Here is a 26,033-nt window from a genome sequence, read left to right on the forward strand (position 1 = left end):
TTATTCTTTTAGGTAGCCAAAAAACCATATTACATCGAACTATTTAGGCATAAAGCTACTTTTTAATAAACCACAAGGTCTTTTTATCATTGGTTTTTACAACATAGGTTCCAGCATTAAGGTCTCCTATATAAAAAGGAGTTCCGCCATTAACTGTTCTTATTCTTCTTCCATCCATCGTCCATATCTGCAATAACATTTCATTGGTAGAACCTTCAACTCTTATGAATTCACTTCCAGGATTGGGCAATACCATGTACTGAACCTCCTCAAAGTTGGTTACATTTATTTTCAAAGCGGCCGCACCAATATTATCAACAAAAACATTATCAATTACATAAGTTTCGTTGTTAAAGCTAACTTTGGATTCAATTAGTATCTGCAGAGTACTTCCAGAAATTCCAGTCGCCTGTACAGTTTGGGCATCAATGTTACCCCTTAATTCATCAATTAGGGTGGTCACACCTCCGTCCAGAATATAGGAAACCCTTATAAAATCCGCATTTTCTTTATTGTCATCCAAATCATCAACATCAACAGATATATCTACTGTTCCGTTTAATGCAATAATCTCTGAAGTCCATATGCCCGCATTGGTACTCCCACTATTGACAATGAATGTATTGTTATCCACAGAAAATACCCCAGAATCCCTGGTAGAGCTCCATGCCGTAATACCATCATCCGAAGTTGTGCCATTCAAAAGACCTTGAAAATCTTCCATCCACGGAACCTGACCCGTTGGCTGACCTTCTGAATCAACGATCCAATCAAACTGAATTGTTGTGGACAATGGTGGTTCCGCATCATCAGAAACAGTTACTTCTACATTGTATGGACTATTTGCAGATGCTCCTGGGCCTCCAGTGGTACCAGAACGATTGGATTCCTGTGCCTGGTCAAGCTGAGTATCCGAATAGTTAGGTCCATCTACCTTGTACAATGCCACCCGATCTATGGCATGTCCAATGGATCTTTCAGAAATTTCCATAGTATACGTTCCCGGGGATGAAAACCATACATATAATTTGTGTCCATTGCTATCACTGGTTACGGCTTGCCACTTGTATGCTTCAGAGGTTCCACCTGACCTGAACACCTTGAAAAAACCATTTCCACCGGATCCATTTGGTGTGGTCTCTACTGTTATTCTAGAGCTTCCCTTTGGGAAAACAACATTATCCTGATTGCCTTGTAGGTTGGTTATCATGCTATTTTCGTTGCCTGCAAATTGCTGGCCAAAAAACCATACATCCGTATCATTCGGGAATCGTAACCAACTATCATTTGATTCAGAATTTTTATCCCCGGTGAACAAACTTTTCCAGTTTATCCTATATACTCCAGCATTGGTGATTGTAATGTCGTAACTCATTGTACCTCCATTCTGGGAATTGAAATAATTCTTCCCCTGTGCAATTATCCCTTGGGTACCACCAATATTGGTTTGTTGCCAGTCCGCTATGATATCAACAGACTCTGTTTCAATAATAACCAGGCCATTAGATTCTAGAAAAGCTCCATCGCCTTGTTGGGAATCCAATATTGTGCCTGAAATCAACCCTGTATCTTCATTAAAAGCTAACCCAGGCGGTAAGCCCATAGCTTCATAAGTTAATTCACCATTATCAGTGGCAATTATGGGTAAAGTAATTGTTTCTCCATCAATACTGTTTTGATTTCCAGGATTTTGAACAAATGGAGCTTCATTTCCAGAGTCACCGACGTTTATTGTAACAATGGATGAGTCCGTTAGACCTTGGGCATCTCTTACAGTCAATTCAACCTCATAGATTCCAGGGTTATTAAATGTGTTTTCAGGAGAAACTTCATTGGAAGTTGTCCCGTCCTTAAAGTCCCAATTGTATTCAGTAATCAAAGAATCATCTGTTGACTGACTACCATCGAAATTGACAACCAGAGGTGCATCTCCTGTCAAAGGCAAAGCAGTTGCAATGGAAACCGGTGGTTGATTTCCACTCCCAGACCCCGACATTTGTACGATCTCAATACCGTCTATGATAGGGTTTTGGACCGGACCATTGATGAACTCAATGTTCAGGGTACCATCGACAACGTTCACTGTATGGGTGATTACCGTTGCCACTTGATGTCCATAGGTGCCAGAAAGGTCAATGGCCGTCAAATCCGCAAACAAGTTGCCCTCTAGCTCAACATTAAAAATCCGCTCCCCGGCCTCAGAGGTGTTCGAAAGGCTGTTGCACATATACAACCGTACCTCATATTCACCGCTCTCAGCTATTGGAAAACCATATACCATCTGGGACTGGCCAGCACCATCAAAACGAGAACGCCTGAATATATCCGTTGGGGTGGTGGACAAATCTATTTCAGCACCAAAGGTATGGTTCGATATGTTTGCTCCAGCTGTCTGGTTGCTACCGGCATCCAAAAGATAGGGCGAGTTGTTTTCCTTCTCATCAGCACTCCAATCCAGGCCACCATCTATAGCAGATATACCAGGACCACCAGCATTTACCCTGTACAAAACTGTTGGGATATTGTTCGGTCCTACATCGGAGGACAATGCCACATCTGTTGTGGATGACAATCCGTAATCAATAGAAAGTGTAGCTGTTTTGGGTCCTGTGCCCGTTGATGAAATCGTTATGGGTTGAATTGTGTTTGGTGTAAGAAATACATTGTTCAAGTTTCCAGAATCAATAGAAAAGTCGTTGGAATCAACGCCACTCAATTGCATGGACTTAATAAAAATACCCGCAGATCCTCCTGTAACTTCTAAATTTAAGTCTGAACTGGAATCATTCTCAACAAACACCGAAGTTGGTGCTGAAATTGAGCTCGCCAAACTTGCACTACCAACTGGTGCATCCTCTCCATAAAATTCCATGTTCTTTTGGTTCCCGTTTTCTCCCCCGCCAATCTTTGGAGAACCTGCCGTTATAAATATGCCTTCTCCCGATACAATTGCCTGGGTACCATGGCGCTCGCTGTTCAAGTCTTCCAATCGGGTCCACTGATCCGTGGCCGGGTCATATTGCTCGGTAATCTTCAGTGCATCCGTAACAAGCTCTCCATAAACCTCTTCGTTCTGAACTTCACCTCCTATGACCACTAACTTATCGTTAAAGTTAACCGCCGAAGGAGCTCCCCTTGGAGTGGGCATGTCCTTATCCAATGTGCTCCACGTACCAGTGACAAAGTCATAGACATCCACCTCGGGTATCGTGGGTGCGAAAGTACCTCCATCACCACCGGACAACCTTCCCCCAGCGGCATAAAGCTTGTTTCCTATCACCACGGCATGGAAATGGTCCCTTGCATGCGGAGCATCGTCCAACGTAGTCCAAGTCCCCGTTGCCGGGTCATACTCATCAAACCAGCTTATATAGCCACCATTATGGCCTATGGTGTTTCCGCCAACAAGGTAAAACTTGTCATTGTAAATCGCCAAACCTGCGGAACCCCTTCTCCTAGAAGCAGGAATTTCGGGGCCCTCTATCCATTCATTTGTTGAGGGATCGAACATCCAAACGTGTTCTGCCGGAGGTTCGTTGGGGAAACCGTTCGAGGTAAAAGCACCAATTACCCAAATCAACCCTCCGTACTCAACCGCTTGAAAGTGGTTGAAACTAAGGGGTGCTGAATCTTCAAGGTTTTCCCATGAATCGGAGGTATAATTATATACATCTATTGTTTGTGAATTCTCTCTACCTCCCATCAAATAAAACCTATTCCCGGCCTGTACAAAGGAACATTCATGACGTCCGGTATATGATTCATCCTCATCTTTATCCGTCCATTCTTCGACCACTGGTTCTTCCACTATCGTCCAAGTAAACTCTACCGTTTTGGCATCGGAAGATTCGCCGTCACTATCATCAATTGTAATTGTAACGTTATAGGGGCTATTTGCGGATGTTCCTGCATTTGCAGATCCACCTATTTGACCATTTGTTGGTTCAATTGATATACCTGGTGGTAAACCCATTGCCGAGAAGTTTAAATTTCCATCACCTCCGCTGGCAATAATTCCCAAGCTTCCATCTAATTCCTCTCCTTCGGTATTAAACTGATTATCCAAACTCTCAACCAAAATAGGAGTTCCGCCTCCAGACCCCGACATTTGTACGATCTCAATACCGTCTATGATAGGGTTCTGGACCGGACCATTGATGAACTCAATGTTCAGGGTACCATCGACAACGTTCACTGTATGGGTGATTACCGTTGCCACTTGATGTCCATAGGTGCCAGAAAGGTCAATGGCCGTCAAATCCGCAAACAAGTTGCCCTCTAGCTCAACATTAAAAATCCGCTCCCCGGCCTCAGAGGTGTTCGAAAGGCTGTTGCACATATACAACCGTACCTCATATTCACCGCTCTCAGCTATTGGAAAACCATATACCATCTGGGACTGGCCAGCACCATCAAAACGAGAACGCCTGAATATATCCGTTGGGGTGGTGGACAAATCTATTTCAGCACCAAAGGTATGGTTCGATATGTTTGCTCCAGCTGTCTGGTTGCTACCGGCATCCAAAAGATAGGGCGAGTTGTTTTCCTTCTCATCAGCACTCCAATCCAGGCCACCATCTATAGCAGATATACCAGGACCACCAGCATTTACCCTGTACAAAACTGTTGGGATATTGTTCCCTGTTCCGTCCTCAACTATTATTGAAACTGTTGTCGTATCGGTAAGACCTTCTGTGTCCTCAACAGTCAATTCAACTTCGTAGACCCCAGAATTTTCAAATGTATGTTCGGGCGAAACTTCGTTGGAAGTGTTACCGTCCTTGAAATCCCACGTATATCCTATAACGGAATCATCATCAGTGGAACCAGCGGCATTAAGACTAACCACTAAAGGAGCATTACCTGTCAACTGAGATGCATCTATATCAGCTACGGGAGGTTCATTTGTACCTCCTGTTGGATTTACTATTGAAAATTGTATTGAAAAAGTGCTTCCTAGATTTCCATCTTTCAAACCTCTAGAATTATATGCTGTAGCCTCTAAGATGTAATTGCCTTCCACCAATGTTGCTGGAAAGAAGTTACCGCCACTATCTCCAAAAAGTGTATACGGGGCACCATTCTCCGTTCTGGTATTGCTCACCGGACCTTCTAACTGAAAAAATACGCTCCCTACCGTTGTTGGTAATGTGTTAGCCACTACATTGACCCCTATACCATCTATCACGGAAATATCAATTTGTTGTCCGTCAGTTAAGTTGAACAGAGTTGTATCTTCATCAGCGTCAACTAAAGTAAGACCAACAACACCCTCTGTATTGGTTGGGGTTTCCGAATTGACGTATAAGAACTCCCAAGTTCCCTCGAGTTCGACACCTGGGGCATTGGAGGTCCCTATAAGTCCCACTGCAAGGTCCGTACCTGCCTGTTGTATCGCCTGCAGTACGTTCCCTTGGGCCGTTATGGTCCCCAGGTCGGTCCTAGTTCCCGAGGCATCGAAATCGTATTGCAGTAGTACCTCCCCAGTGGAGGGGTCCACAACCATATAGAAGGTGATCGCCGATGAGGGCCGGTTCCCTGTTGCGATCGCAACAGATACCGGGGCCTGTGACGCATCACCAATCTCCTGTAGCCCTTCCAGGCCGGACTGTGTGGCAACAAACTTTATATAATCACTCTGTGTGCCATCTCCAATGTAAATACCAAGCTCACCGTTGGGAGCACTGCCATTGCCATATAATTGTATCGGGTCCGTAAGATTGGATATCGCAGCAGATACCGTGAAGATGCCCGTGGTCTGGTCCACCTGGACACCGTACTGGAAGGCCTTCTCCTGCGTGTTGGTCCCTCCAAGGGCCGTGCCAGAGGTCATCTGCATGGTCATAAGACCCGTGGCACCGCCCAATATGTCGTTCGGGTTCGGGGACGCTATACCGTTATCGATCCAATCCAACCAGTTGGGATTCGCCGCGCCATTGTTCATGAGCCCCGTCATCCCAAGACCGTCATACCCCTTGAGGTCAGGGTCACCTGAAAGAAGTTCGTTCTCCACGGGAAGCTCAAAGGCGTCGCTCCCCACACTGTCCGGATCGCCCAACTGGAAAGGGTCATCAGCGTCCAATATCCCATCGCCATCATCATCCGGGTCATTAAGGTCAGATACCAGGGTACCTCCTATTGATGAGTCAAAATCATTGGGGCGTGAGCCCCCGTTGCAATGGTCCGTACCATTGGCGATCTCGTCATCGTTCGTATATCCGTCAGAGTCATAGTCCGCACTGCCATCATAGCCAACCTCGCCTTGGTTGATGCACACAACGCTCTCCTTGGGCTCCAGGACCAAAATCTCAGTCGAATAGGGCGCGATCCATATCGTCCCCGGAAAAGGGTCCGTATCGCTGTTGCAGGTAACCCCAAGGTTTGTTATCCCGGAAAGGCCGCTGGCCAGTTCCGTAAGGGCCAAAAGGCTACCATCGGGGTTCAGCTCAACCCGGAAAAGTATCCCGTCACTGTTCCCTGCTATCAAATCCCCCTGCATCTCCCCACCAAAACTGCTTGAGGAAGTGTACTCGTCCAATCCGTTGGTGTTGTTGTCCCATATCGTCACATGGATATCATCGATACCATCGGGGTTCGGTTGTTCCGCATCCCGGTAATTGCCCTCCACAAGGTTCGCCTGGCCAACCGGAACAGGGGGCCAGTCCGCCGGAAGCGCAATACTGGAATCTGTCGTGGAACCAGCTCGCGAACCGTCTGGGTCGTAAAGCTGGGTGCGGAACACCGCATTGTTCGTGCCACTCGGCTCGGGGGCCGTGAATAGACCCGCCCCAGAGGGGTTCGCCCTTATAGGGGCAGGGTGGCCTCCGTAAAAGTCCCCAAAGGTGTAGTTCTGCATGTCAGTGGTCACCAGGGTCAAGTGGTCCTTGTTGCTCGCATACTCCCCATCGGGGGCAGCAGTGCCGCTGCTACCTCCGGGCTCGCCCACAACATAGTCGTTGTCCACAAGGGCCGTGCCCTCATTGTTCGGGACACCACCCCAGCCCCCGTTGGGACCATTGTCGGTAATGTACACCGCTCCCGATTCAGTGATGGCAAAATCATAGGCGTTACGGTAGCCAGGGGAAAATATCTGTACGGGGCCATCGGGAACTATCTTGGCCTGGTTAAGGCCGTCGTTCCCCCCAAAAGGATCGTTGATATCGATGCCATCGTAGTCGAGGTCGTCGGGATCCGTAATACCGTTCACATTGTCACGGGTCGGGTCATCAAGGGTGGGAAGGTCATATTTGTAGGAACGCCCGTTGCCGTCGACCTGTGTCGAAAGGGCATCTATATAATCCAAATCAACCGAGAGTATCGCAGCCGAGAGCGCATACTCCGTAAGGTAGGCGAAGTTGGCTCCGGGCGAACCACAGTTCGTGTGGCCTCCAGAGGCAACTATAAGATAATTGGTCCCTCCTATCGTGGCAAGCTCTAAACCGTTGGTCGCATGGTTCTCCTCTGATCGGGGAAGGCCTCGGACAAGGTCGACAACATCCCACGAAGCCCCGTTCCACGTAAAGCGCGTAATCGTGCCGGAGTTCGTGTCAACGTTCTCGTCACCGTCACCTCCACCCGTTCCCCCACCAACACGGAAGTCGCTCGATGAGACATATATCACCGGGTTCGTGGAAGTGCCACCCACGGTGATTCCCGTGGTCTCACGCTTGGTATCACTGTACTCCGTACCGTCGTCATTGTGGTTCTGGATGTCCTGGACAGTCAGTACCTCCTCAGAGATGACCTCATAGTCACCCGGACCGTTGCGCTGGATATCGAATATCTTGATCAGACCACGGTACTCCGCTACATATAAACGGCCATCGGGACCGAACATCAATGACGTACCTGATTTTACCGAACCCCCGTTCGTGAAATCAAGGCTGCCTACCTCAAAATCAACTTGGGAATAGCTCAGTGTGCTAACTAAAAAAAATAAAGGCAAAACGAAGCGTACAGTGTAATTTATATACATCACATCTAAAGGATTAAAAAATTATTAAGAAGGGGGAATAAGGCAAAAGTATTCCTTACATCAAATTCTGTATTATTCCAACCATCATATTCGATTAATTGTCCTAATTAGCCGATAAAAAACAAGTCTATGTTTATCAACATGTTATCCATAAAAAAAGAGGTCAAAAAGACCTCTTTTAATACGCTATAAAAACCATCCGAAGATGAGGTAAAAATACTATTAATTTTTAACCAGTAACCTTATTCCGTAAGGCTCTCCAGAACTCATTTCAAACTTTAAATAATATAGTTCATCCCTGAGCATATAGATGGGTATACCGTAGGAATTTGAATCGATAGAAACCTCCTCCGGATCAAAAGTTCCAATTAGCCTACCACTTGAATCATGCAGGTGTATATTTGTCACTGTAATTCCAGAAGGTATTGACATTATACGAACTTGAGCAACCTCTGTGGCAGGATTGGGAGCCAAAATAATTTGTAATTCACCGTTTTCAGCCACATTATTATCCTCAACCACTATTGTAACCGTAGCTACATCTGTTAGACCTTCCTCGTCTTCCACAGTCAATGAAGCTTCGAAGGTACCTGCGAATGTATACACATTTACAGGATTAGGTTCGCTAGATGAATTTCCATCACCAAAATCCCATGAATAACTTGTTACTTCAACATCATCTGTTGAATTACTACCAGTGAAGCTCACTTCAAGTGGCGCATCACCTTCCTCTGGGGTGGCACTCGCAACCGCAACCGGGGAACCATTTGGTTCGTTCACGGTTATATCCACTGCGGCCATAGCTGTCAATCCTCCTGCATCTGTAACTGTTAAAGTAGCAGTATAGTTACCAGCAACCGTATATGTATGTGTTGGATCGGCTTCGGTAGAACTGTTACCATCACCAAAATCCCATAAATAACTTGTTACTCCCACATCATCTGTTGAATTACTTCCCGTAAATGATACCTCCAATGGAGCATTACCAGACTCTGGAGCTGCCGATACTACCGCTACAGGCGCCTCATTATCTTGAGGGTTTTGAACTGTTATTGAGATAATTGCTGAGTCTGTTGCCCCATTATCATCTGTAACAGTCAAGGATACATCAAAAGTTCCAATTGAGGTAAAAGTATGTGTTGGGTCTGCTTCATTAGAAAAATTTCCATCCTTAAAATCCCATGAATAACTTACCACAGCAGAGTCGTCCGTTGAGGCTGAGCCATTAAAATCAACCTGTAAAGGAGCTTCTCCATTTAAAGGTGCTGCACTGGCTATTGCTATTGGACTCTCATTTGGAGCGTTAACAGTTATTATCACCGTAGTTGTATCTTCAAGGCCATCACCATCAGTCACTGTTAAATCTACATTGTAAACTCCAGGAGTCTCAAATGTTGTAACTGGATTAACCTCAGAAGAAGTTGTTCCATCTTTAAAGTCCCATGCGTAGCTTACTATACCTATATTATCCGTTGAACCACTACCATCAAATATTATGGCCAGTGGTGCTTCTCCCTCCAAGGGATTGGCCATTGCAACTGCCACTGGTGCTTCCAAATTAACAGTGTTTACAATGATATCCACTGTGGCCATATCTGTCAATCCTCCTGCATCTGTAACTGTTAAAGTAGCCGTATAATTGCCTGCAATGGTGTATGTGTGTGTTGGGTCGGCGTCGGTGGAACCATTGCCATCGCCAAAGTCCCATGAATAACCTGTCACCGCTACATCATCCGTAGAACTGCTACCAGTGAAACTCACTTCCAATGGAGCATCACCTTCTTCTGGAGTAGCGCTTGCAACAGCAACCGGGGAACCATTTGGCTCGTTCACAGTGATATCCACTGTGGCCATATCTGTCAATCCTCCTGCATCTGTAACTGTTAAAGTAGCCGTATAATTGCCTGCAATGGTGTATGTGTGTATTGGGTCGGCGTCGGTGGAACCATTGCCATCGCCAAAGTCCCATGAATAACCTGTCACCGCTACATCATCCGTAGAACTGCTACCAGTGAAACTCACTTCCAATGGAGCATCACCTTCTTCTGGAGTAGCGCTTGCAACAGCAACCGGGGAACCATTTGGCTCGTTCACAGTGATATCCACTGTGGCCATATCTGTCAATCCTCCTGCATCTGTAACTGTTAAAGTAGCCGTATAATTGCCTGCAATGGTGTATGTGTGTGTTGGGTCGGCGTCGGTGGAACCATTGCCATCGCCAAAGTCCCATGAATAACCTGTCACCGCTACATCATCCGTAGAACTGCTACCAGTGAAACTCACTTCCAATGGAGCATCACCTTCTTCTGGAGTAGCGCTTGCAACAGCAACCGGGGAACCATTTGGCTCGTTCACAGTGATATCCACTGTGGCCATATCTGTCAATCCTCCTGCATCTGTAACTGTTAAAGTAGCCGTATAATTGCCTGCAATGGTGTATGTGTGTATTGGGTCGGCGTCGGTGGAACCATTGCCATCGCCAAAGTCCCATGAATAACCTGTCACCGCTACATCATCCGTAGAACTGCTACCAGTGAAACTCACTTCCAATGGAGCATCACCTTCTTCTGGAGTAGCGCTTGCAACAGCAACCGGGGAACCATTTGGCTCGTTCACATTGATAGTTATAGAATTGGTATCAGAGTTACCGTCTATATCCCCAACGGTCAGTTCTACTTCATAAACTCCTGCGGTATTAAATATGTATGTAGGGTCTGCGTCAGTAGAAGTTGCTCCACCATCATCAAAATCCCATAAATAACTACTGACTCCTATATCATCCGTAGAATTGCTCCCTGTAAAGTTCACAGTTAACGGAGCCTCTCCTTCAACCGTATCTGCCTCTGGTATAGCCACTAATTCACCTGCTTCGCCAATAATCCAATTGAATTCAACAGTTTCTGAACCAACTGGGTCTCCGCCATCCTCAACGGTCACTGAAACTTCATATGGGCTGTTTGCTGCCGCTCCAGACCTTTCCGATTCTGGTAATGCGGAAAGCTCTGCGTCGGTATAACTGGGTCCATCTTTTTTATACAGTACAATTCTATCTATGGCGTGTCCCAAAGAGCGTTCAGAAACTTCCATGGTATAAGTTCCTGCATTCACAAACCAAACATACAATCTATGTCCATTGCCATCGGATGTAACTGCTTGCCACTTTAAAACCTCAGAATCACCACCGGATCTAAACACCTTAAAAAAGCCATTTCCTCCATTACCATCCGGTGTGGTTTCCGTTGTTATCCTAGAACTTCCTTTAGGAAAAACAACATTATCCTGATCACCTTGAAGGTTTGTCATCATACTATTTTCATTGCCGGCAAACTGCTGGCCAAAAAACCACACATCATCATCATTCGGGAATCGTAACCACGCATCGTTTCGTTCACTATTACTATCCCCAGTAAACAAACTATTCCAATTAATTCGATATATACCAGGAGTTGAAATTGTTATTTGGTATGGTATGGTACCTCCATTACCTGCGGCAGCATCTCCTAGATTATTACTTCCTGCAATGATGCAGGTCTCTCCTCCAAGTTCCACTTCATTCCAATCATCTTCGAGTTCCCCAGATTCGGCTTCAATTACGACCAAACCTCCAGATTCTAAAAATGGTGGGTTACCACTGGTGTCACTGGCTATGGTTCCAGAAATTTCACCAGTGTTGGAATCAATAGTTAAATTTGGTGGTAGTCCAGTAGCACTATAGTTGGTAATGTTGTTTCCACTGGTTGCTTCAATTTGCAAGGATACCATATCACCTTCAATATTGAATTGAGTCCCTGGATTTCCTACATCCAAATTAAAATTTGAATTGTTTGACAACAAAATATCAATTGAAGATGATTCACCATAATTTACGGTGAATGTAGCACTCTCCTGTGCACTAGATCCATTTAGAGAAATCGCCAACTGATGAGTTGTATTTGGCAAAATAAAGCCATTCGTCAACTCACCTGTGTCTATATTGAAACTACCGGCATCAGGTCCACTCAGTTCCATGGACCTTATCGGAATACCAACTGTTCCTCCTGAAATATTAAGGTCGATATTTTCAGTTGTTCCATCCGCTATTACCACTTCTGTTGGCGCATCTAAGGTACTGGCAGTACTTGGGGAGCCGACGGGTGCATCTTCACCATAAAACTCCATGTTCTTTTGGTTACCTTCTGTTCCTCCGCCAATCTTAGGTGAGCCCGCAGTAATAAATATGCCTGCTCCCGATACAATTGCCTGAGTACCATGGCGTTCGTTGTTCAAATCTTCCAATCGAGTCCAAACTTCGGTAACCGGATCGTACTGTTCGGTAATCTTCAATGCATCTGTTACGACCTCACCATATACTTCTTCGCCCTGGACCTCTCCCCCTATTACCACTAGCTTGTCATTAAAATTGACTGAAGTGGAAGCTCCTCTAGGGGTGGGAATATCCTCATCCAATGTACTCCAGGTACCTGTGACAAAGTCATAGACATCCACCTCGGGAATCGTGGGTGCAAAAGTGCCCCCATCGCCACCGGACAACCTTCCACCGGCGGCATATAATTTGTCTCCTACAACTGCTGCATGAAAATGGTCCCTGGCATGCGGTGCATCATCCAAAGTGGTCCATGTTCCAGTTGCTGGGTCATACTCGTCAAACCAATTGACATAACCCCCATTATGTCCTATGGTATTTCCACCTACAAGGTAAAACTTGTCATTGTAAATCGCCAAACCTGCGGAACCCCTTCTCCTAGAAGCAGGAATCTCAGGCCCCTCTATCCATTCATTTGTAGAGGGATCAAACATCCAAACATGCTCTGCTGGAGGTTCGTTAGGGAAGCCGTTCGAGGTGAAGGCTCCGATTACCCAAATAAGTCCCCCATATTCAACCGCTTGAAAGTGATTGAAAACGGATGGAGCAGAATTGTTCAGAGCGGTCCATGAATTGGCAGCATAATTATAGATATCCACGGTTTGTGAACTTTCTCTACCTCCCATTAAGTAAAACCTGTCGCCGGCCTGTACAAAGGAACATTCATGGCGTCCGGTATATGTCTCGTCCTCATCCTTATCAACCCAAGCGGTCTGTAAATCCATTTCAAAATACTCATTGACAGGAGCTGACCCCGGTTTGGTAATTGTAACTATAACATTATGAAGTCCATCTCCATTTTGGCCTCCACTAAGAGCGGATGAGTCTATCGTACCTGAAATCAGTCCTGTTAAGGAATTAATTGACAAACCGGCTGGTTGTCCCGCAATGTAGTAACTAAAGTTTTTGGAAGGATCTCCACCTTCCGCATTGACTTGAATGTTAACATTTTCTGATACAAAATTTTGAGTATCACCAATTGCCTGAATGCTTAAATCTGTAAAAGCGGCGTCTTCAAAATAAATTTCCACACCATTTACAGCAGGATTTTCAACTTCATGATTGAAACCTATGTTCAATTCTCCATCTGCAACCGTAGTCTGATATGTCATAAGACCTCCTACCAAATCACCAAACTGTGCAACTATATCAAAGTCATTCTCCACAACATTTCCTTCGATAACAATATCGAAAGTTCGATCTCCAATCTCATTGGTTTGATCGAAACTATTGCCGAAATATAAGTTTACCGTGTAATCACCATTTGGAACAATGAAACTATACTCCATTTCTTCTCCCCCTGGTAAATCGTATCTCTCATTTGCATATAGAGAATCAAATGTGTCCTCATCAATATAAGCAGGAATAGAGGAATCTCTATTCTCATAGGTTATTACTCCACCGAAGCCAACGATTTTTCCCGTGTTAACTTCATAATATTCTCCAACTTGATTGTCCTCATCACTATTATTCTCCCAATTCACTCCAACGTCCGTGGCCAATATTTTGTTTCCTCCAGAATTCACTCTGTAAGATCGAATAGCTTCTGTGTACCAAGTGAAAGTCATCGTTACAGCATCACTTGAAATTGAATCTTCATCATCAATCGTATATGTTACTGTATAAGGACTATTATCCTCAGCTTCCTCGTCAATTGTACCACCAAGTTGACCATTTGTAGGGTCAATGGATATACCATTTGGCAATCCGCTTACACTAAAATTGAGATTGCCATCCCCTCCAGATACCAAAGGACCAAGGCTTCCATCCAATTCTTCTCCTGGAGCATTTCTTTGATCCTCCAATTGGTGTACATATATCGGCGTATCTGTGTCCGATACATCTAAAATTTCTATCCCGTTTATGATTGGGTTTTCGACACCATGTAAAAATTCAATGTCAATAAATCCATCGTTTATATTTACTACATGAGACAGCACCGTTGCAACCCTATAACCATAAGTTCCTGAAAGATCAATTTCTGTAAGGTCTGGTAATGGAATTCCTTTAATTGTTACGTCAAATACTCGTTCTCCAGCTTCAGAGGTATTCACAAAACCCTCGGCCACATAAAGTCTTATTTCATAATTGCCATTGTTGCCAACTGGAAATGAATAGGACATTTCTGGAGCCTGTGCATTATCAAACCTTCCTCTTTTAAAAATATCGGTTGGTGTTGTACTCAAACTTATCTCAGGATCATATGTATGGCTGTTAATGTTTACAGCTGATGTCTGATTACTACCTGGTTCTGATAAATAGGCGGAGTTGGTTCCACCATTCGGATTATCTTCTTCCCAGTCAAGCCCTCCATCAATGGCTGTTATTTCTGGACCACCAGTGTTAACCCTGTATAAAACAACAGGGGCATCCGAAACTGTAACGGTAAAGGTTTGTTCCACAAAAAGTCCACCGCCATCAGTTGCCCTTACTATTATATCTCCCACAGTGGCCACCGAAGGATATTCTATGGTTAATATGTGGGTTCCATTGGTATCAGCTATTAATTCAGCACTTGTATTACTTTCCACCGTATATGTTAAATTGGCTGCACCATTGTCATCGTTGAAATAACTTGTCAAATCTATGGTGTCATCTGCAGCATTTGCAAACTGATCAATATCTGGAAGTTGTTCTTGGATAAAAGGTTCATCCGGAAATACATAAAGAAACTCCCAAGTTCCCTCGAGTTCGACACCTGGGGCATTGGAGGTCCCTATAAGTCCCACTGCAAGGTCCGTACCTGCCTGTTGTATCGCCTGCAGTACGTTCCCTTGGGCCGTTATGGTCCCCAGGTCGGTCCTAGTTCCCGAGGCATCGAAATCGTATTGCAGTAGTACCTCCCCAGTGGAGGGGTCCACAACCATATAGAAGGTGATCGCCGATGAGGGCCGGTTCCCTGTTGCGATCGCAACAGATACCGGGGCCTGTGACGCATCACCAATCTCCTGTAGCCCTTCCAGGCCGGACTGTGTGGCAACAAACTTTATATAATCACTCTGTGTGCCATCTCCAATGTAAATACCAAGCTCACCGTTGGGAGCACTGCCATTGCCATATAATTGTATCGGGTCCGTAAGATTGGATATCGCAGCAGATACCGTGAAGATGCCCGTGGTCTGGTCCACCTGGACACCGTACTGGAAGGCCTTCTCCTGCGTGTTGGTCCCTCCAAGGGCCGTGCCAGAGGTCATCTGCATGGTCATAAGACCCGTGGCACCGCCCAATATGTCGTTCGGGTTCGGGGACGCTATACCGTTATCGATCCAATCCAACCAGTTGGGATTCGCCGCGCCATTGTTCATGAGCCCCGTCATCCCAAGACCGTCATACCCCTTGAGGTCAGGGTCACCTGAAAGAAGTTCGTTCTCCACGGGAAGCTCAAAGGCGTCGCTCCCCACACTGTCCGGATCGCCCAACTGGAAAGGGTCATCAGCGTCCAATATCCCATCGCCATCATCATCCGGGTCATTAAGGTCAGATACCAGGGTACCTCCTATTGATGAGTCAAAATCATTGGGGCGTGAGCCCCCGTTGCAATGGTCCGTACCATTGGCGATCTCGTCATCGTTCGTATATCCGTCAGAGTCATAGTCCGCACTGCCATCATAGCCAACCTCGCCTTGGTTGATGCACACAACGCTCTCCTTGGGCTCCAGGACCAAAATCTCAGTCGAATAGGGCGCGATCCATATCGTCCCCGGAAAAGGGTCCGTATCGCTGTTGCAGGTAACCCCAAGGTTTGTTATCCCGGAAAGGCCGCTGGCCAGTTCCGTAAGGGCCAAAAGGCTACCATCGGGGTTCAGCTCAACCCGGAAAAGTATCCCGTCACTGTTCCCTGCTATCAAATCCCCCTGCATCTCCCCACCAAAACTGCTTGAGGAAGTGTACTCGTCCAATCCGTTGGTGTTGTTGTCCCATATCGTCACATGGATATCATCGATACCATCGGGGTTCGGTTGTTCCGCATCCCGGTAATTGCCCTCCACAAGGTTCGCCTGGCCAACCGGAACAGGGGGCCAGTCCGCCGGAAGCGCAATACTGGAATCTGTCGTGGAACCAGCTCGCGAACCGTCTGGGTCGTAAAGCTGGGTGCGGAACACCGCATTGTTCGTGCCACTCGGCTCGGGGGCCGTGAATAGACCCGCCCCAGAGGGGTTCGCCCTTATAGGGGCAGGGTGGCCTCCGTAAAAGTCCCCAAAGGTGTAGTTCTGCATGTCAGTGGTCACCAGGGTCAAGTGGTCCTTGTTGCTCGCATACTCCCCATCGGGGGCAGCAGTGCCGCTGCTACCTCCGGGCTCGCCCACAACATAGTCGTTGTCCACAAGGGCCGTGCCCTCATTGTTCGGGACACCACCCCAGCCCCCGTTGGGACCATTGTCGGTAATGTACACCGCTCCCGATTCAGTGATGGCAAAATCATAGGCGTTACGGTAGCCAGGGGAAAATATCTGTACGGGGCCATCGGGAACTATCTTGGCCTGGTTAAGGCCGTCGTTCCCCCCAAAAGGATCGTTGATATCGATGCCATCGTAGTCGAGGTCGTCGGGATCCGTAATACCGTTCACATTGTCACGGGTCGGGTCATCAAGGGTGGGAAGGTCATATTTGTAGGAACGCCCGTTGCCGTCGACCTGTGTCGAAAGGGCATCTATATAATCCAAATCAACCGAGAGTATCGCAGCCGAGAGCGCATACTCCGTAAGGTAGGCGAAGTTGGCTCCGGGCGAACCACAGTTCGTGTGGCCTCCAGAGGCAACTATAAGATAATTGGTCCCTCCTATCGTGGCAAGCTCTAAACCGTTGGTCGCATGGTTCTCCTCTGATCGGGGAAGGCCTCGGACAAGGTCGACAACATCCCACGAAGCCCCGTTCCACGTAAAGCGCGTAATCGTGCCGGAGTTCGTGTCAACGTTCTCGTCACCGTCACCTCCACCCGTTCCCCCACCAACACGGAAGTCGCTCGATGAGACATATATCACCGGGTTCGTGGAAGTGCCACCCACGGTGATTCCCGTGGTCTCACGCTTGGTATCACTGTACTCCGTACCGTCGTCATTGTGGTTCTGGATGTCCTGAACCGTCAGTACCTCCTCAGAGATAACTTCATAGTCACCAGGACCGTTGCGCTGGATATCGAATATCTTGATCAGACCACGGTACTCCGCTACATATAAACGGCCATCGGGACCGAACATCAATGACGTACCTGATTTTACCGAACCCCCGTTCGTGAAATCAAGGCTGCCTACCTCAAAATCAACTTGGGAATAGCTCAGTGTGCTAACTAAAATTAGTAGTAAAACTAAAAAAAAATGCAGGTTTTTGGGGTATTTATTTTTCATAGCGCATCTTAACTTTAAAGGCAATTTTTTTAGAAACCATAATGACTACACTTCTTTTGAAAAAGTCATTTTTAATCCAAAATCAAAGATATTACAATTGTACAATCTGCTTGAAGTACATTGCGATTATTCGTTTAAAATAGGTGGTTTATCGGTAAATTACATTCATGCATCTATACAACGAAAGCGGAGAGCATTCGTCATAAAACAACCACAATACAGATTTTATTGAAAGAAAAATAAAAAGTATTGAAAGTAAAGTATTACAAATCTTCTAAAAAAACTGAGCCCAATAAAAAAATGGCCGGTTTGATATGTCACATTTGGCTAAAATTTCCACCATTTTTTCTGACTAGTGCCATAACCATAACCATATTTGCCAGCATAGCCCAAATCCGCAGATTTAACGTCGTTGACGACAAAACAAAGTCCCCTGACCTTTCCTTCCTTACTAAGTTTTATTGGGTACTCAATTGCTTTTTTCTCAGTGATTCCAGCCCTAGTGACGTAAACTAGATGGTCAGCGTTGTCAGCAATTAGTAAAGTGTCCGATACAACCATTAATGGCGCGGTATCAACAATAACATAGTCATATTTATCGGAGGCCTCGTCCAAAAACGGTTTCATTCTACTGTTCATTAACAGTTCAGATGGATTAGGGGGTACCATACCCGAATAAACAACATCTATTTCATTATCATAGACCTTCATAGAATGAAGCACATCTTTAAACCTAAGTTCATCATTAAAAAGATATTCTGTTAAACCCAAATCCTTATTTGGTCTTTCATTTCGCATGTTATCATGGTCCAAATCTGAAAAAAAACTGTGGAGTTTAGGGTTTCGAATATCCGCTCCAATCAATATTACCTTTTTACCAGTGCTAGCCAGTATCATTGAAAGATTTGAAGATAGAAAAGTTTTACCTTCTCCCGGCACACTTGAGGTTACAAAAACTATATTGTTTTTATTGCTTTCGGTTTTATTTGTTTTGATAAGAAAGTCTAAATTAGTCCTTAATATTCTCAAAGCTTCAGACAGAACAGATCTATCATCCTTTGAAATTATTTTTTCTTCATTTTTAGTTAGAGCGGGCAACTCTCCCAAAACCGGAAAATCCTTTGCCAAAATATCCACCTCATACATGTTATGGACTTTACTGTCCAGCATTTCATTTGCGTAAATAACTGAAAATGGAATAAGAAATGCCAAAACAAGCGAGGCCAAATAGATAACTTTTTTTCTTGGTGATGCAGGCTCAGAATCTGGTATATATGCATCATCAATAGTCTTTGATTTTGGGGAAGCCGAGGCCACTGCAATTTGCGCTTCTTCTCTTTTTTGAAGTAAGTAAAGGTAAAGTGACTCGGTAGTTTGCTGTTGTCTGGTAATGTCTCTCAGGGCCCTCTCATTTTTTGGGGCCGAATAGATTTTAGATCTAATTATGGATTGTTGCTCACTAAGCGAATTAACCCTTAGGCCCAAATTGTTCACTGTGCTATTTAAACTTGACTGCATAGTGTTTTTTAGGCTCGCCAATTCCTGATTTAGATTTATAATTACCGGATTTTTATCGTTTGAACTTTTAAGTAATCGGTCACGTTCCAAAACCAGCTGATTATACTTTTGCGTAGTGCTTGCAATGGTCTGGTCCGATAGGCCAATATTTGTAGGAAGCACCTCAAACCCATTTTGGGAATCAACCAAATCCTTCATTGAAGAAGCGATATTGTATTGCGTCTCTACATTGGCCAATTCTTGTTGATTTGTGGCGCCAATGTTTAAATTAATATTTGATTCAGAGGTAATGTCTGTAAGGCCTTTATTAGACTTGAAATCTTCGGCAGACTGATCAACAGATGACAAGCTACCGGAAATTTCCGCTATCCTTTCATTTATAAAATTTGAGGTTCTATCCGCAATGGTCTTTTTATCCTGTATGGCATTTTCATTATATACTTTGACCAGTTGGTTGATTATATCTTTGGCCTTAGCTTTATTTTTATCTTGTAGGGATATGTTTAAAATGTTAGAAAAATCTTCGGTTAAACTGATTTTAATTTTATTTTGGTATTGTCTTGCAACATCAGAGATTGGTCTAATTTGAATTTTCAAGTTTTTGCCTAGGTACTTGCGATAGTTGGATGTATTTGGTGTGATTACAATACTTCCCATTGGAGTATCGAAATTATTTCCAAATGCATACGCTTTTGAAGGAGCTCCCTCTTCGACACTAAACTCAAACGTTGTGTCTCCTGAAATTTTTACCGTAAAATCTTGTTTTGATTTATCGGTTATCGAGTCTTCTGATATAAAATTAAGGTTTATTGGAGGATTTGAATACAGTTCGGAATTTTTAATATTCCCCATCTCCAAGATGGTCACATTAAGTCCTAATTCCTTGACAACTTCAATAAGACTTGATCTCGACTTAATTATCTGGATTTCATCCTCAACATTGTTTTTTCCGCTTGATAGCAAATCCAGTTCTTTAAATAAGTCCAAACCTGTGGAAGAGCCCTTTTCATCTATTATCTGTATGGAGCCCTGTGCCTTATATTCTGGGGTAGCGTATCTTATAAATAAATATGCGCCAACCAAACAAAATATTCCAGAAAGAATAAAATATTTCCAGTGCTTTGTATAAGTGCTGATAAACTGTTTTAAGTCTTTACTCTCAAGTTGAGGTTCGTGCTCACGAAAATCCATATCAATTCTATATTTCTGGATTAATTTCTGGTAATAAGAATAACTGTTGACGTGATTAGTATGGAAGCTATAGATATTGCAATGGTTGCCCTATTATCCAGACTTGACGATGTTACCGCAGATTGGTTTGGCTCTACATACACAACATCATTTTGTGTTAAGTAATAAACTGGTGAGGTTAGAACTTCCTTGCTTGTTAAATTTACCTTAGAATATACTTTTGTGCCATCAAAATCACGTATTACCATGACATTTTCCCTCATTCCTTTTATTGTAAGATCTCCAGCAAGTCCAATAGCTTCAAGAATGGTTATTCGCTCTCCGTTAACGGGGTATGTTCCTGGCCTATTGACCTCACCTAATATAGTGACCGAAAAATTCTTGAGTCTTATATTAATGATTGGATCTTTTAAATAGTCCTTTAATTTTTCCCTCAACAAAACCCTGACTTCTTCTGGTGAAAGCCCAAGAACTCTTACTTTTCCAATTACAGGAAAATCAATATCCCCATCCTTGTCAACCAAATAATCCACCTGTTCCGGTTTTATTCCACCTTCTTGAGATCCTCTATATAAATTGAAAGGAACACTGGCCTCAGAATCCAAAGTAGATATGTGGATTCCTATAAGATCATCAACCTTAAATTTGGGTGAAAAAGTATTTTTGTCAACCAAAGTTTCAAAATCGTTGGAATTTTGAAAATAAACAACGTCCCTTTTCGAAGCACAAGAACCTATCAATAGTGCTATGAGAATAAAAAGACAATAAAAATTAAGAATGAAAAATGGTTTAGGTGTTTTGCTAGACATTTTCTAAGTTAAGAAGATTGAAGAATCGTTTTTTGCCCTTTCGGGTTATCGATGGGGGCTGTTTTATCATCAAATTTACAAAGATCAGAATTATTCGATATAAACTCCGGAACAATTTCTTTCATGAGCTTTACGGTAGAATCGTTGTGAAAAAGGTTGGAAATACAGAGCTCATCGATTTTAGACATTATCTTTTGATAATCCAACTCCCTAACTTTGCTTATCATAATTTTCTTATTGTAGGTAGGTAAAGTGTTCTCCCCATTTGCAAGCAGTTCTTCATATAACTTTTCCCCAGGCCTTAAACCGGTAATTTTAATATCTATGTCCTCTGGATACTTAAGACCCGACAGCTTGATCATGTTCTTAGCCAGATCAAATATTTTGACGGACTCTCCCATATCAAATATGAATATTTCACCACCTTCTCCCATAGCTCCTGCCTCCAAAACCAATTGCGATGCTTCAGGAATGGTCATAAAATATCTCGTAATATCCTTATGTGTAACAGTCAAAGGACCTCCTTTCTCAATTTGTTTCTTAAATAAGGGTATCACAGAACCATTGGACCCTAAAACATTTCCAAATCGCGTGGTAATAAATTTAGTTTTGTTTACGTGCTGCATACAACTTATATACATTTCCGCAATGCGCTTAGAAGCTCCCATAATATTAGTTGGGTTTACTGCCTTATCTGTGGAGACAAAAACAAATTTATCAACATGGTACTGCAGGGAAAGGTCTGCCAATGTTTTGGTGCCAGCAACGTTCACCTTTATTGCCTCATAAGAATTGTATTCCATTAAGGGCACATGCTTATATGCTGCTGCGTGAAAAATGACATCTGGTTTATATTGTTGAAACAATAAGTTCATTTTGCTTTTATCTCTAATATCAGAGACAATTGGGATAAAATTATGTTTGCCGTTCTGTTTCAATTCCTGCTGTAAATCATAAAGAGGTGATTCCGCTTGGTCCACAATGATCAGAGATTTATAATCATAATTCGTGATTTGCCTCACAATTTCGCTACCTATGGAGCCGGCACCACCACTGACCATAACAACTTTGTCTCTTAGTTCATCTGAAACCCGGGACTTCTTTATATTAATCGGGACCCTGTTCAACAAGTCCTCGATTTGTACGTTTTTAATTTGGGAAATTTTAAACTCTCCATTTATCCAATCTTGAACTGGTGGTATGATTTTTACCTGAACTGGAAAATCTACCAGACTCTCCACCAAATTCTTTAAAGCAATACTATCAATGTTGTGTATTGCAACTATTATTTCCTCAACACCCTTTTTTTTCAAGAAATACTGAGTCAGCATCTCTCTTTTGACAACTATAGTGCCATTGATTCTTTTACCTACCTTCTTGGCATCATCATCTATGTAACCAACAACCTTAATATTGGTGCCCGTATGGTTGGTTATGGCGTTGTAAGCTATTATACCAGATTCTCCGGCTCCATAAATAAGTATATTCTTGGTTCTTGTAAATTTTTGAACCAAACTTTGATAGAATGATTTGAATAGATATCTAGACCCTGTTAAGGAAACAAAACTTATAAGACTATGAATAATAATAATCGATAGAGGTACAGTAAAGTCACCCATAAAGTCGAATTGCCTGTTCACCATTACGATAAAAATGGTAAAGATGCTGGAAAGACAGAGTGCATTAAAAATATTATAGACATCCTTTACACCCGTATGCCTTATGAATCCCTTATGGGAACCTGTTATTAAAAATGCGATAATTGCAGTAAGCGCAACAATGGGCAATTGTAACAATAATTTGCCCACATCAAAGTTGAGCGTCAGGTTAAACCTAATGAGGTAGGACAGAATGAACGATATTGAAATCGTAAGTACATCTATTAACAGCACCAACCATTTTGATGCGTATCTATGTAAATTTTTTGTTAGGTAGTTCTTTATCATTTGGAAATGGTCGTTAATATTATGGAGATTACCCTATCTAAATCTTCTATTTCCAAGTTTGAGCCACTTGGCAAACAAAGCCCTCTTTCGAATAGACTCGAAGAAGTTCCGTCTAAAAAGCTTGGGGTGTCTTTAAATACCGGTTGCTCGTGCATTGGTTTCCATAGAGGTCTAGATTCTACTTCATCCGCTAGTAAGGCCAATCTTATTTTTTCTCTAATTTCAAAAGAAGGTGTAAGAATACAGGTTAACCACCGATTGCTAAAAAATCCGGTGGGCTCATCCAAGAATTCAATTTCTGGAAGTTGACTCAATGCCCTCTTATAGTATGTAAAGTTCGCCCTCCTTGCATCTACACGGTCACTTAAAACCTCCATTTGCCCACGTCCTATTCCAGCAAGCACATTGCTCATTCGGTAATTGTATCCAATAGAGGAGTGTAAATAGTGTGGAGCTTCATCCCGTGCCTGTGTAGATAAGTACACTGCCTTATTTTTATGATTCACATTTCTGGAGACCAGCGCTCCACCTCCAGAGGTTGTGATTATTTTATTTCCGTTAAACGATAGGATGGCTAAGTCACCAAAGCTGCCGCACTTGTTATTCTTGTATTCACTCCCCAAGGCCTCAGCACTATCTTCCAAAACAGGGATATCGTATTTGGACGCAATTTCTTCAACTGTATTCACTTGATAGGGCATTCCGTAGAGGTGAACCGCAATTATTGCTTTAGGCTTTTTCCCTTTTTCCATTCTATCAATAATTGCCTCCTCTAAAAGTTCAGGTGAAATGTTCCAAGTAGTTTCCTCACTATCAACAAAAATAGGAGTAGCACCTAAATACACAATGGGGTTTGCCGAAGCAGAAAAGGTGAAGCTTTGGCAGATAACCTCATCACCGGCGCCTACACCAAGAAGTTTTAACCCTAAATGTATTGCGGCCGTTCCAGAACTCAGTGCTGCTACATGAACACCATCTCCCAAATAATTTTCGATTGATTCTTCAAAAAAGTCAACATTGGGTCCAAGTGGCGCAATCCAATTGGTATCGAAGGCATGCTGCACATAACCTCTTTCCCCAAGTCCAATGTGGGGAGATGATAACCATATTTTAGTTTTTGTCATCAAGATGGGGTTATATATTATTTATTTACATTCAAAAATAGAAGACATTATACGCAAACGCCGTATTAATCGTTCAACATATTATAATTCCGATTAAGTGACCCTTTTTGAATGGAATTGCAAGTTAAATCGAAGTATTTTTGCATAGTGATTTTAAATAAATATGTTTACATAATTTATTCACAATAGTATCAACGAATCTTTCGAAAAATATTATTCATAATTGAACAAACCTTTCTAAAATGAGAAAAGTAAATCAGATCTGCTGTATTGGTGCCGGCTATGTAGGCGGCCCCACCATGGCCGTGATTGCTAAACAATGTCCTGAAATTAAAGTTAACGTGGTTGATATCAACCAAAAAAGAATTGACCAATGGAACGGCGAAAATTTGGACGAACTGCCCATTTACGAGCCTGGACTAAAGGAAATCATTGGTGAGACAAGAGGTAGAAACCTATTTTTTTCCAGTGATGTGGATACAGCGATAGACAATGCCGAATTGATTTTTATTTCTGTAAACACCCCAACAAAAACCTACGGTAAGGGGAAAGGCCAAGCTTCCGACCTGAAGTACATAGAACTCTGTGCCCGTAATATTGCGAAAGTGGCAAAAAGCGATAAAATTGTAGTGGAAAAGTCCACTCTTCCGGTGAGAACTGCAGAGGCCATAAAAAGTATTCTGGACAACACTGGAAATGACGTGAATTTCGAGATTTTATCAAATCCGGAATTTTTGGCCGAAGGTACGGCTGTTGAAGATCTTTTATCAGCCGACAGGGTTCTTATTGGTGGGGCAGAAACGGAATCAGGAAGGGAAGCCAGAAATATCTTAAGTTGGGTCTATGAGCACTGGTTGCCTAAAGAGCGTATTTTGCAAACCAACGTTTGGTCTTCCGAACTCTCCAAATTGGTTGCAAATGCTTTTTTGGCGCAAAGGGTCTCTTCAATAAATTCTATTTCCGCTCTATGTGAAAAAACAGATGCCAATATCGCAGAGGTTTCAAGAGCTATTGGTTTTGATAGCAGGATTGGTCCAAAATTTTTAAGCTCCTCTGTAGGGTTTGGGGGGTCATGCTTCCAAAAAGATATTTTAAACCTTGTTTACATAGCTAAAAGCTTCGGATTAAATGAAGTGGCCGATTATTGGGAACAGGTCATCATCATGAACGACTATCAGAAAAAACGTTTTGCTGACAACATTGTTTCAACACTCTACAACACGGTATCCGGCAAAAAAATTGCCTTTTATGGTTGGGCTTTCAAAAAAGACACCAACGATACCAGGGAATCTGCTGCCATTTATGTAGCCGACTTGCTACTTGATGAACAGGCTGAAATTACAGTTTATGACCCAAAAGTGAACGCTGAAACGATTTATAAAGATTTGGACTATTTGAATAGTCGAGATCCTGAAGAAAACCGTAAACTTCTAACAGTGGTATCTGACCCAATGGAAGCAGCGAAAGATGCACATGCAGTTGCAATTCTCACTGAATGGGATGAATTTAAAACCCTTGATTGGAACTCCATATACAATGATATGCTAAAGCCAGCCTTCCTATTTGATGGTAGAAGGATATTAGATAAAGAACACATGGAGGAAATCGGATTCAAATTTTACAAAATAGGACAATCATAAACCATTTGATTCCCTGCATCGCAACATTTTAAATCGCATAACCTGGCAAACTCTTGTCAAGTTATGTGATTTTTTGATATTAAGACACACAAAATTTAAAAAGAATTACCGACTTTTAACCA

General features: G+C 43.3%; 7 protein-coding genes. 1 reads left to right on the top strand and 6 read right to left on the bottom strand.

Annotated elements, in window-relative coordinates:
- Nucleotides 1-55: 55 nt before the first annotated feature.
- The 6 genes from AAY42_RS04985 to AAY42_RS05010 form a co-directional block, all read right to left on the bottom strand.
- Nucleotides 56-7,975, bottom strand: a complete 7,920-nt coding sequence (locus AAY42_RS04985; RefSeq protein WP_055392971.1) for a PKD domain-containing protein — start codon at nucleotides 7,973-7,975, stop codon at nucleotides 56-58.
- A gap of 222 nt (nucleotides 7,976-8,197) precedes the next feature.
- Nucleotides 8,198-17,683, bottom strand: a complete 9,486-nt coding sequence (locus AAY42_RS04990; RefSeq protein ID WP_055392973.1) for a PKD domain-containing protein — start codon at nucleotides 17,681-17,683, stop codon at nucleotides 8,198-8,200.
- A 327-nt stretch (nucleotides 17,684-18,010) separates the two neighbouring features.
- The gene (locus AAY42_RS04995) at nucleotides 18,011-20,392 is read right to left on the bottom strand and encodes a GumC family protein (RefSeq protein WP_055392975.1); all 2,382 of its coding nucleotides are present in this window, start codon (nucleotides 20,390-20,392) and stop codon (nucleotides 18,011-18,013) included.
- Nucleotides 20,393-20,412: 20 nt separating this feature from the next.
- Nucleotides 20,413-21,201: a polysaccharide biosynthesis/export family protein gene (locus tag AAY42_RS05000; protein ID WP_055392976.1), complete on the bottom strand. Its 789-nt coding sequence runs from the start codon at nucleotides 21,199-21,201 to the stop codon at nucleotides 20,413-20,415.
- Nucleotides 21,202-21,209: 8 nt separating this feature from the next.
- Nucleotides 21,210-23,147 (bottom strand): polysaccharide biosynthesis protein, encoded by a 1,938-nt coding sequence (locus AAY42_RS05005; RefSeq protein ID WP_055392978.1) that lies wholly within the window; start codon nucleotides 23,145-23,147, stop codon nucleotides 21,210-21,212.
- Entirely contained in the window at nucleotides 23,144-24,271 is a 1,128-nt protein-coding gene (locus tag AAY42_RS05010) for a DegT/DnrJ/EryC1/StrS family aminotransferase (RefSeq protein WP_055392980.1), read from the bottom strand. Before AAY42_RS05010 ends, AAY42_RS05005 begins: the two co-directional genes overlap by 4 nt.
- Before the next feature lie 242 nt (nucleotides 24,272-24,513).
- Between AAY42_RS05010 and AAY42_RS05015 the strand changes: the two genes are divergently transcribed.
- Nucleotides 24,514-25,911 carry a nucleotide sugar dehydrogenase gene (locus AAY42_RS05015; protein WP_055392981.1) on the top strand — a complete coding sequence of 466 codons (1,398 nt, stop codon included), beginning with the start codon at nucleotides 24,514-24,516 and terminating at the stop codon, nucleotides 25,909-25,911.
- Nucleotides 25,912-26,033 lie beyond the last annotated feature (122 nt).

The sequence above is a fragment of the Flagellimonas eckloniae genome, assembly GCF_001413955.1.
GTDB lineage: Bacteria > Bacteroidota > Bacteroidia > Flavobacteriales > Flavobacteriaceae > Flagellimonas > Flagellimonas eckloniae.

What these genes read in the sequence shown, in the direction of transcription:
- AAY42_RS05000 (WP_055392976.1), bottom strand. Translation starts at nt 21,201, where the DNA reads ATGTCTAGCAAAACACCTAAACCATTTTTCATTCTTAATTTTTATTGT.
- AAY42_RS04990 (WP_055392973.1), bottom strand. Translation starts at nt 17,683, where the DNA reads ATGAAAAATAAATACCCCAAAAACCTGCATTTTTTTTTAGTTTTACTA.
- AAY42_RS05015 (WP_055392981.1), top strand. Translation starts at nt 24,514, where the DNA reads ATGAGAAAAGTAAATCAGATCTGCTGTATTGGTGCCGGCTATGTAGGC.
- AAY42_RS04995 (WP_055392975.1), bottom strand. Translation starts at nt 20,392, where the DNA reads ATGGATTTTCGTGAGCACGAACCTCAACTTGAGAGTAAAGACTTAAAA.
- AAY42_RS04985 (WP_055392971.1), bottom strand. Translation starts at nt 7,975, where the DNA reads ATGTATATAAATTACACTGTACGCTTCGTTTTGCCTTTATTTTTTTTA.
- AAY42_RS05010 (WP_055392980.1), bottom strand. Translation starts at nt 24,271, where the DNA reads ATGACAAAAACTAAAATATGGTTATCATCTCCCCACATTGGACTTGGG.
- AAY42_RS05005 (WP_055392978.1), bottom strand. Translation starts at nt 23,147, where the DNA reads ATGATAAAGAACTACCTAACAAAAAATTTACATAGATACGCATCAAAA.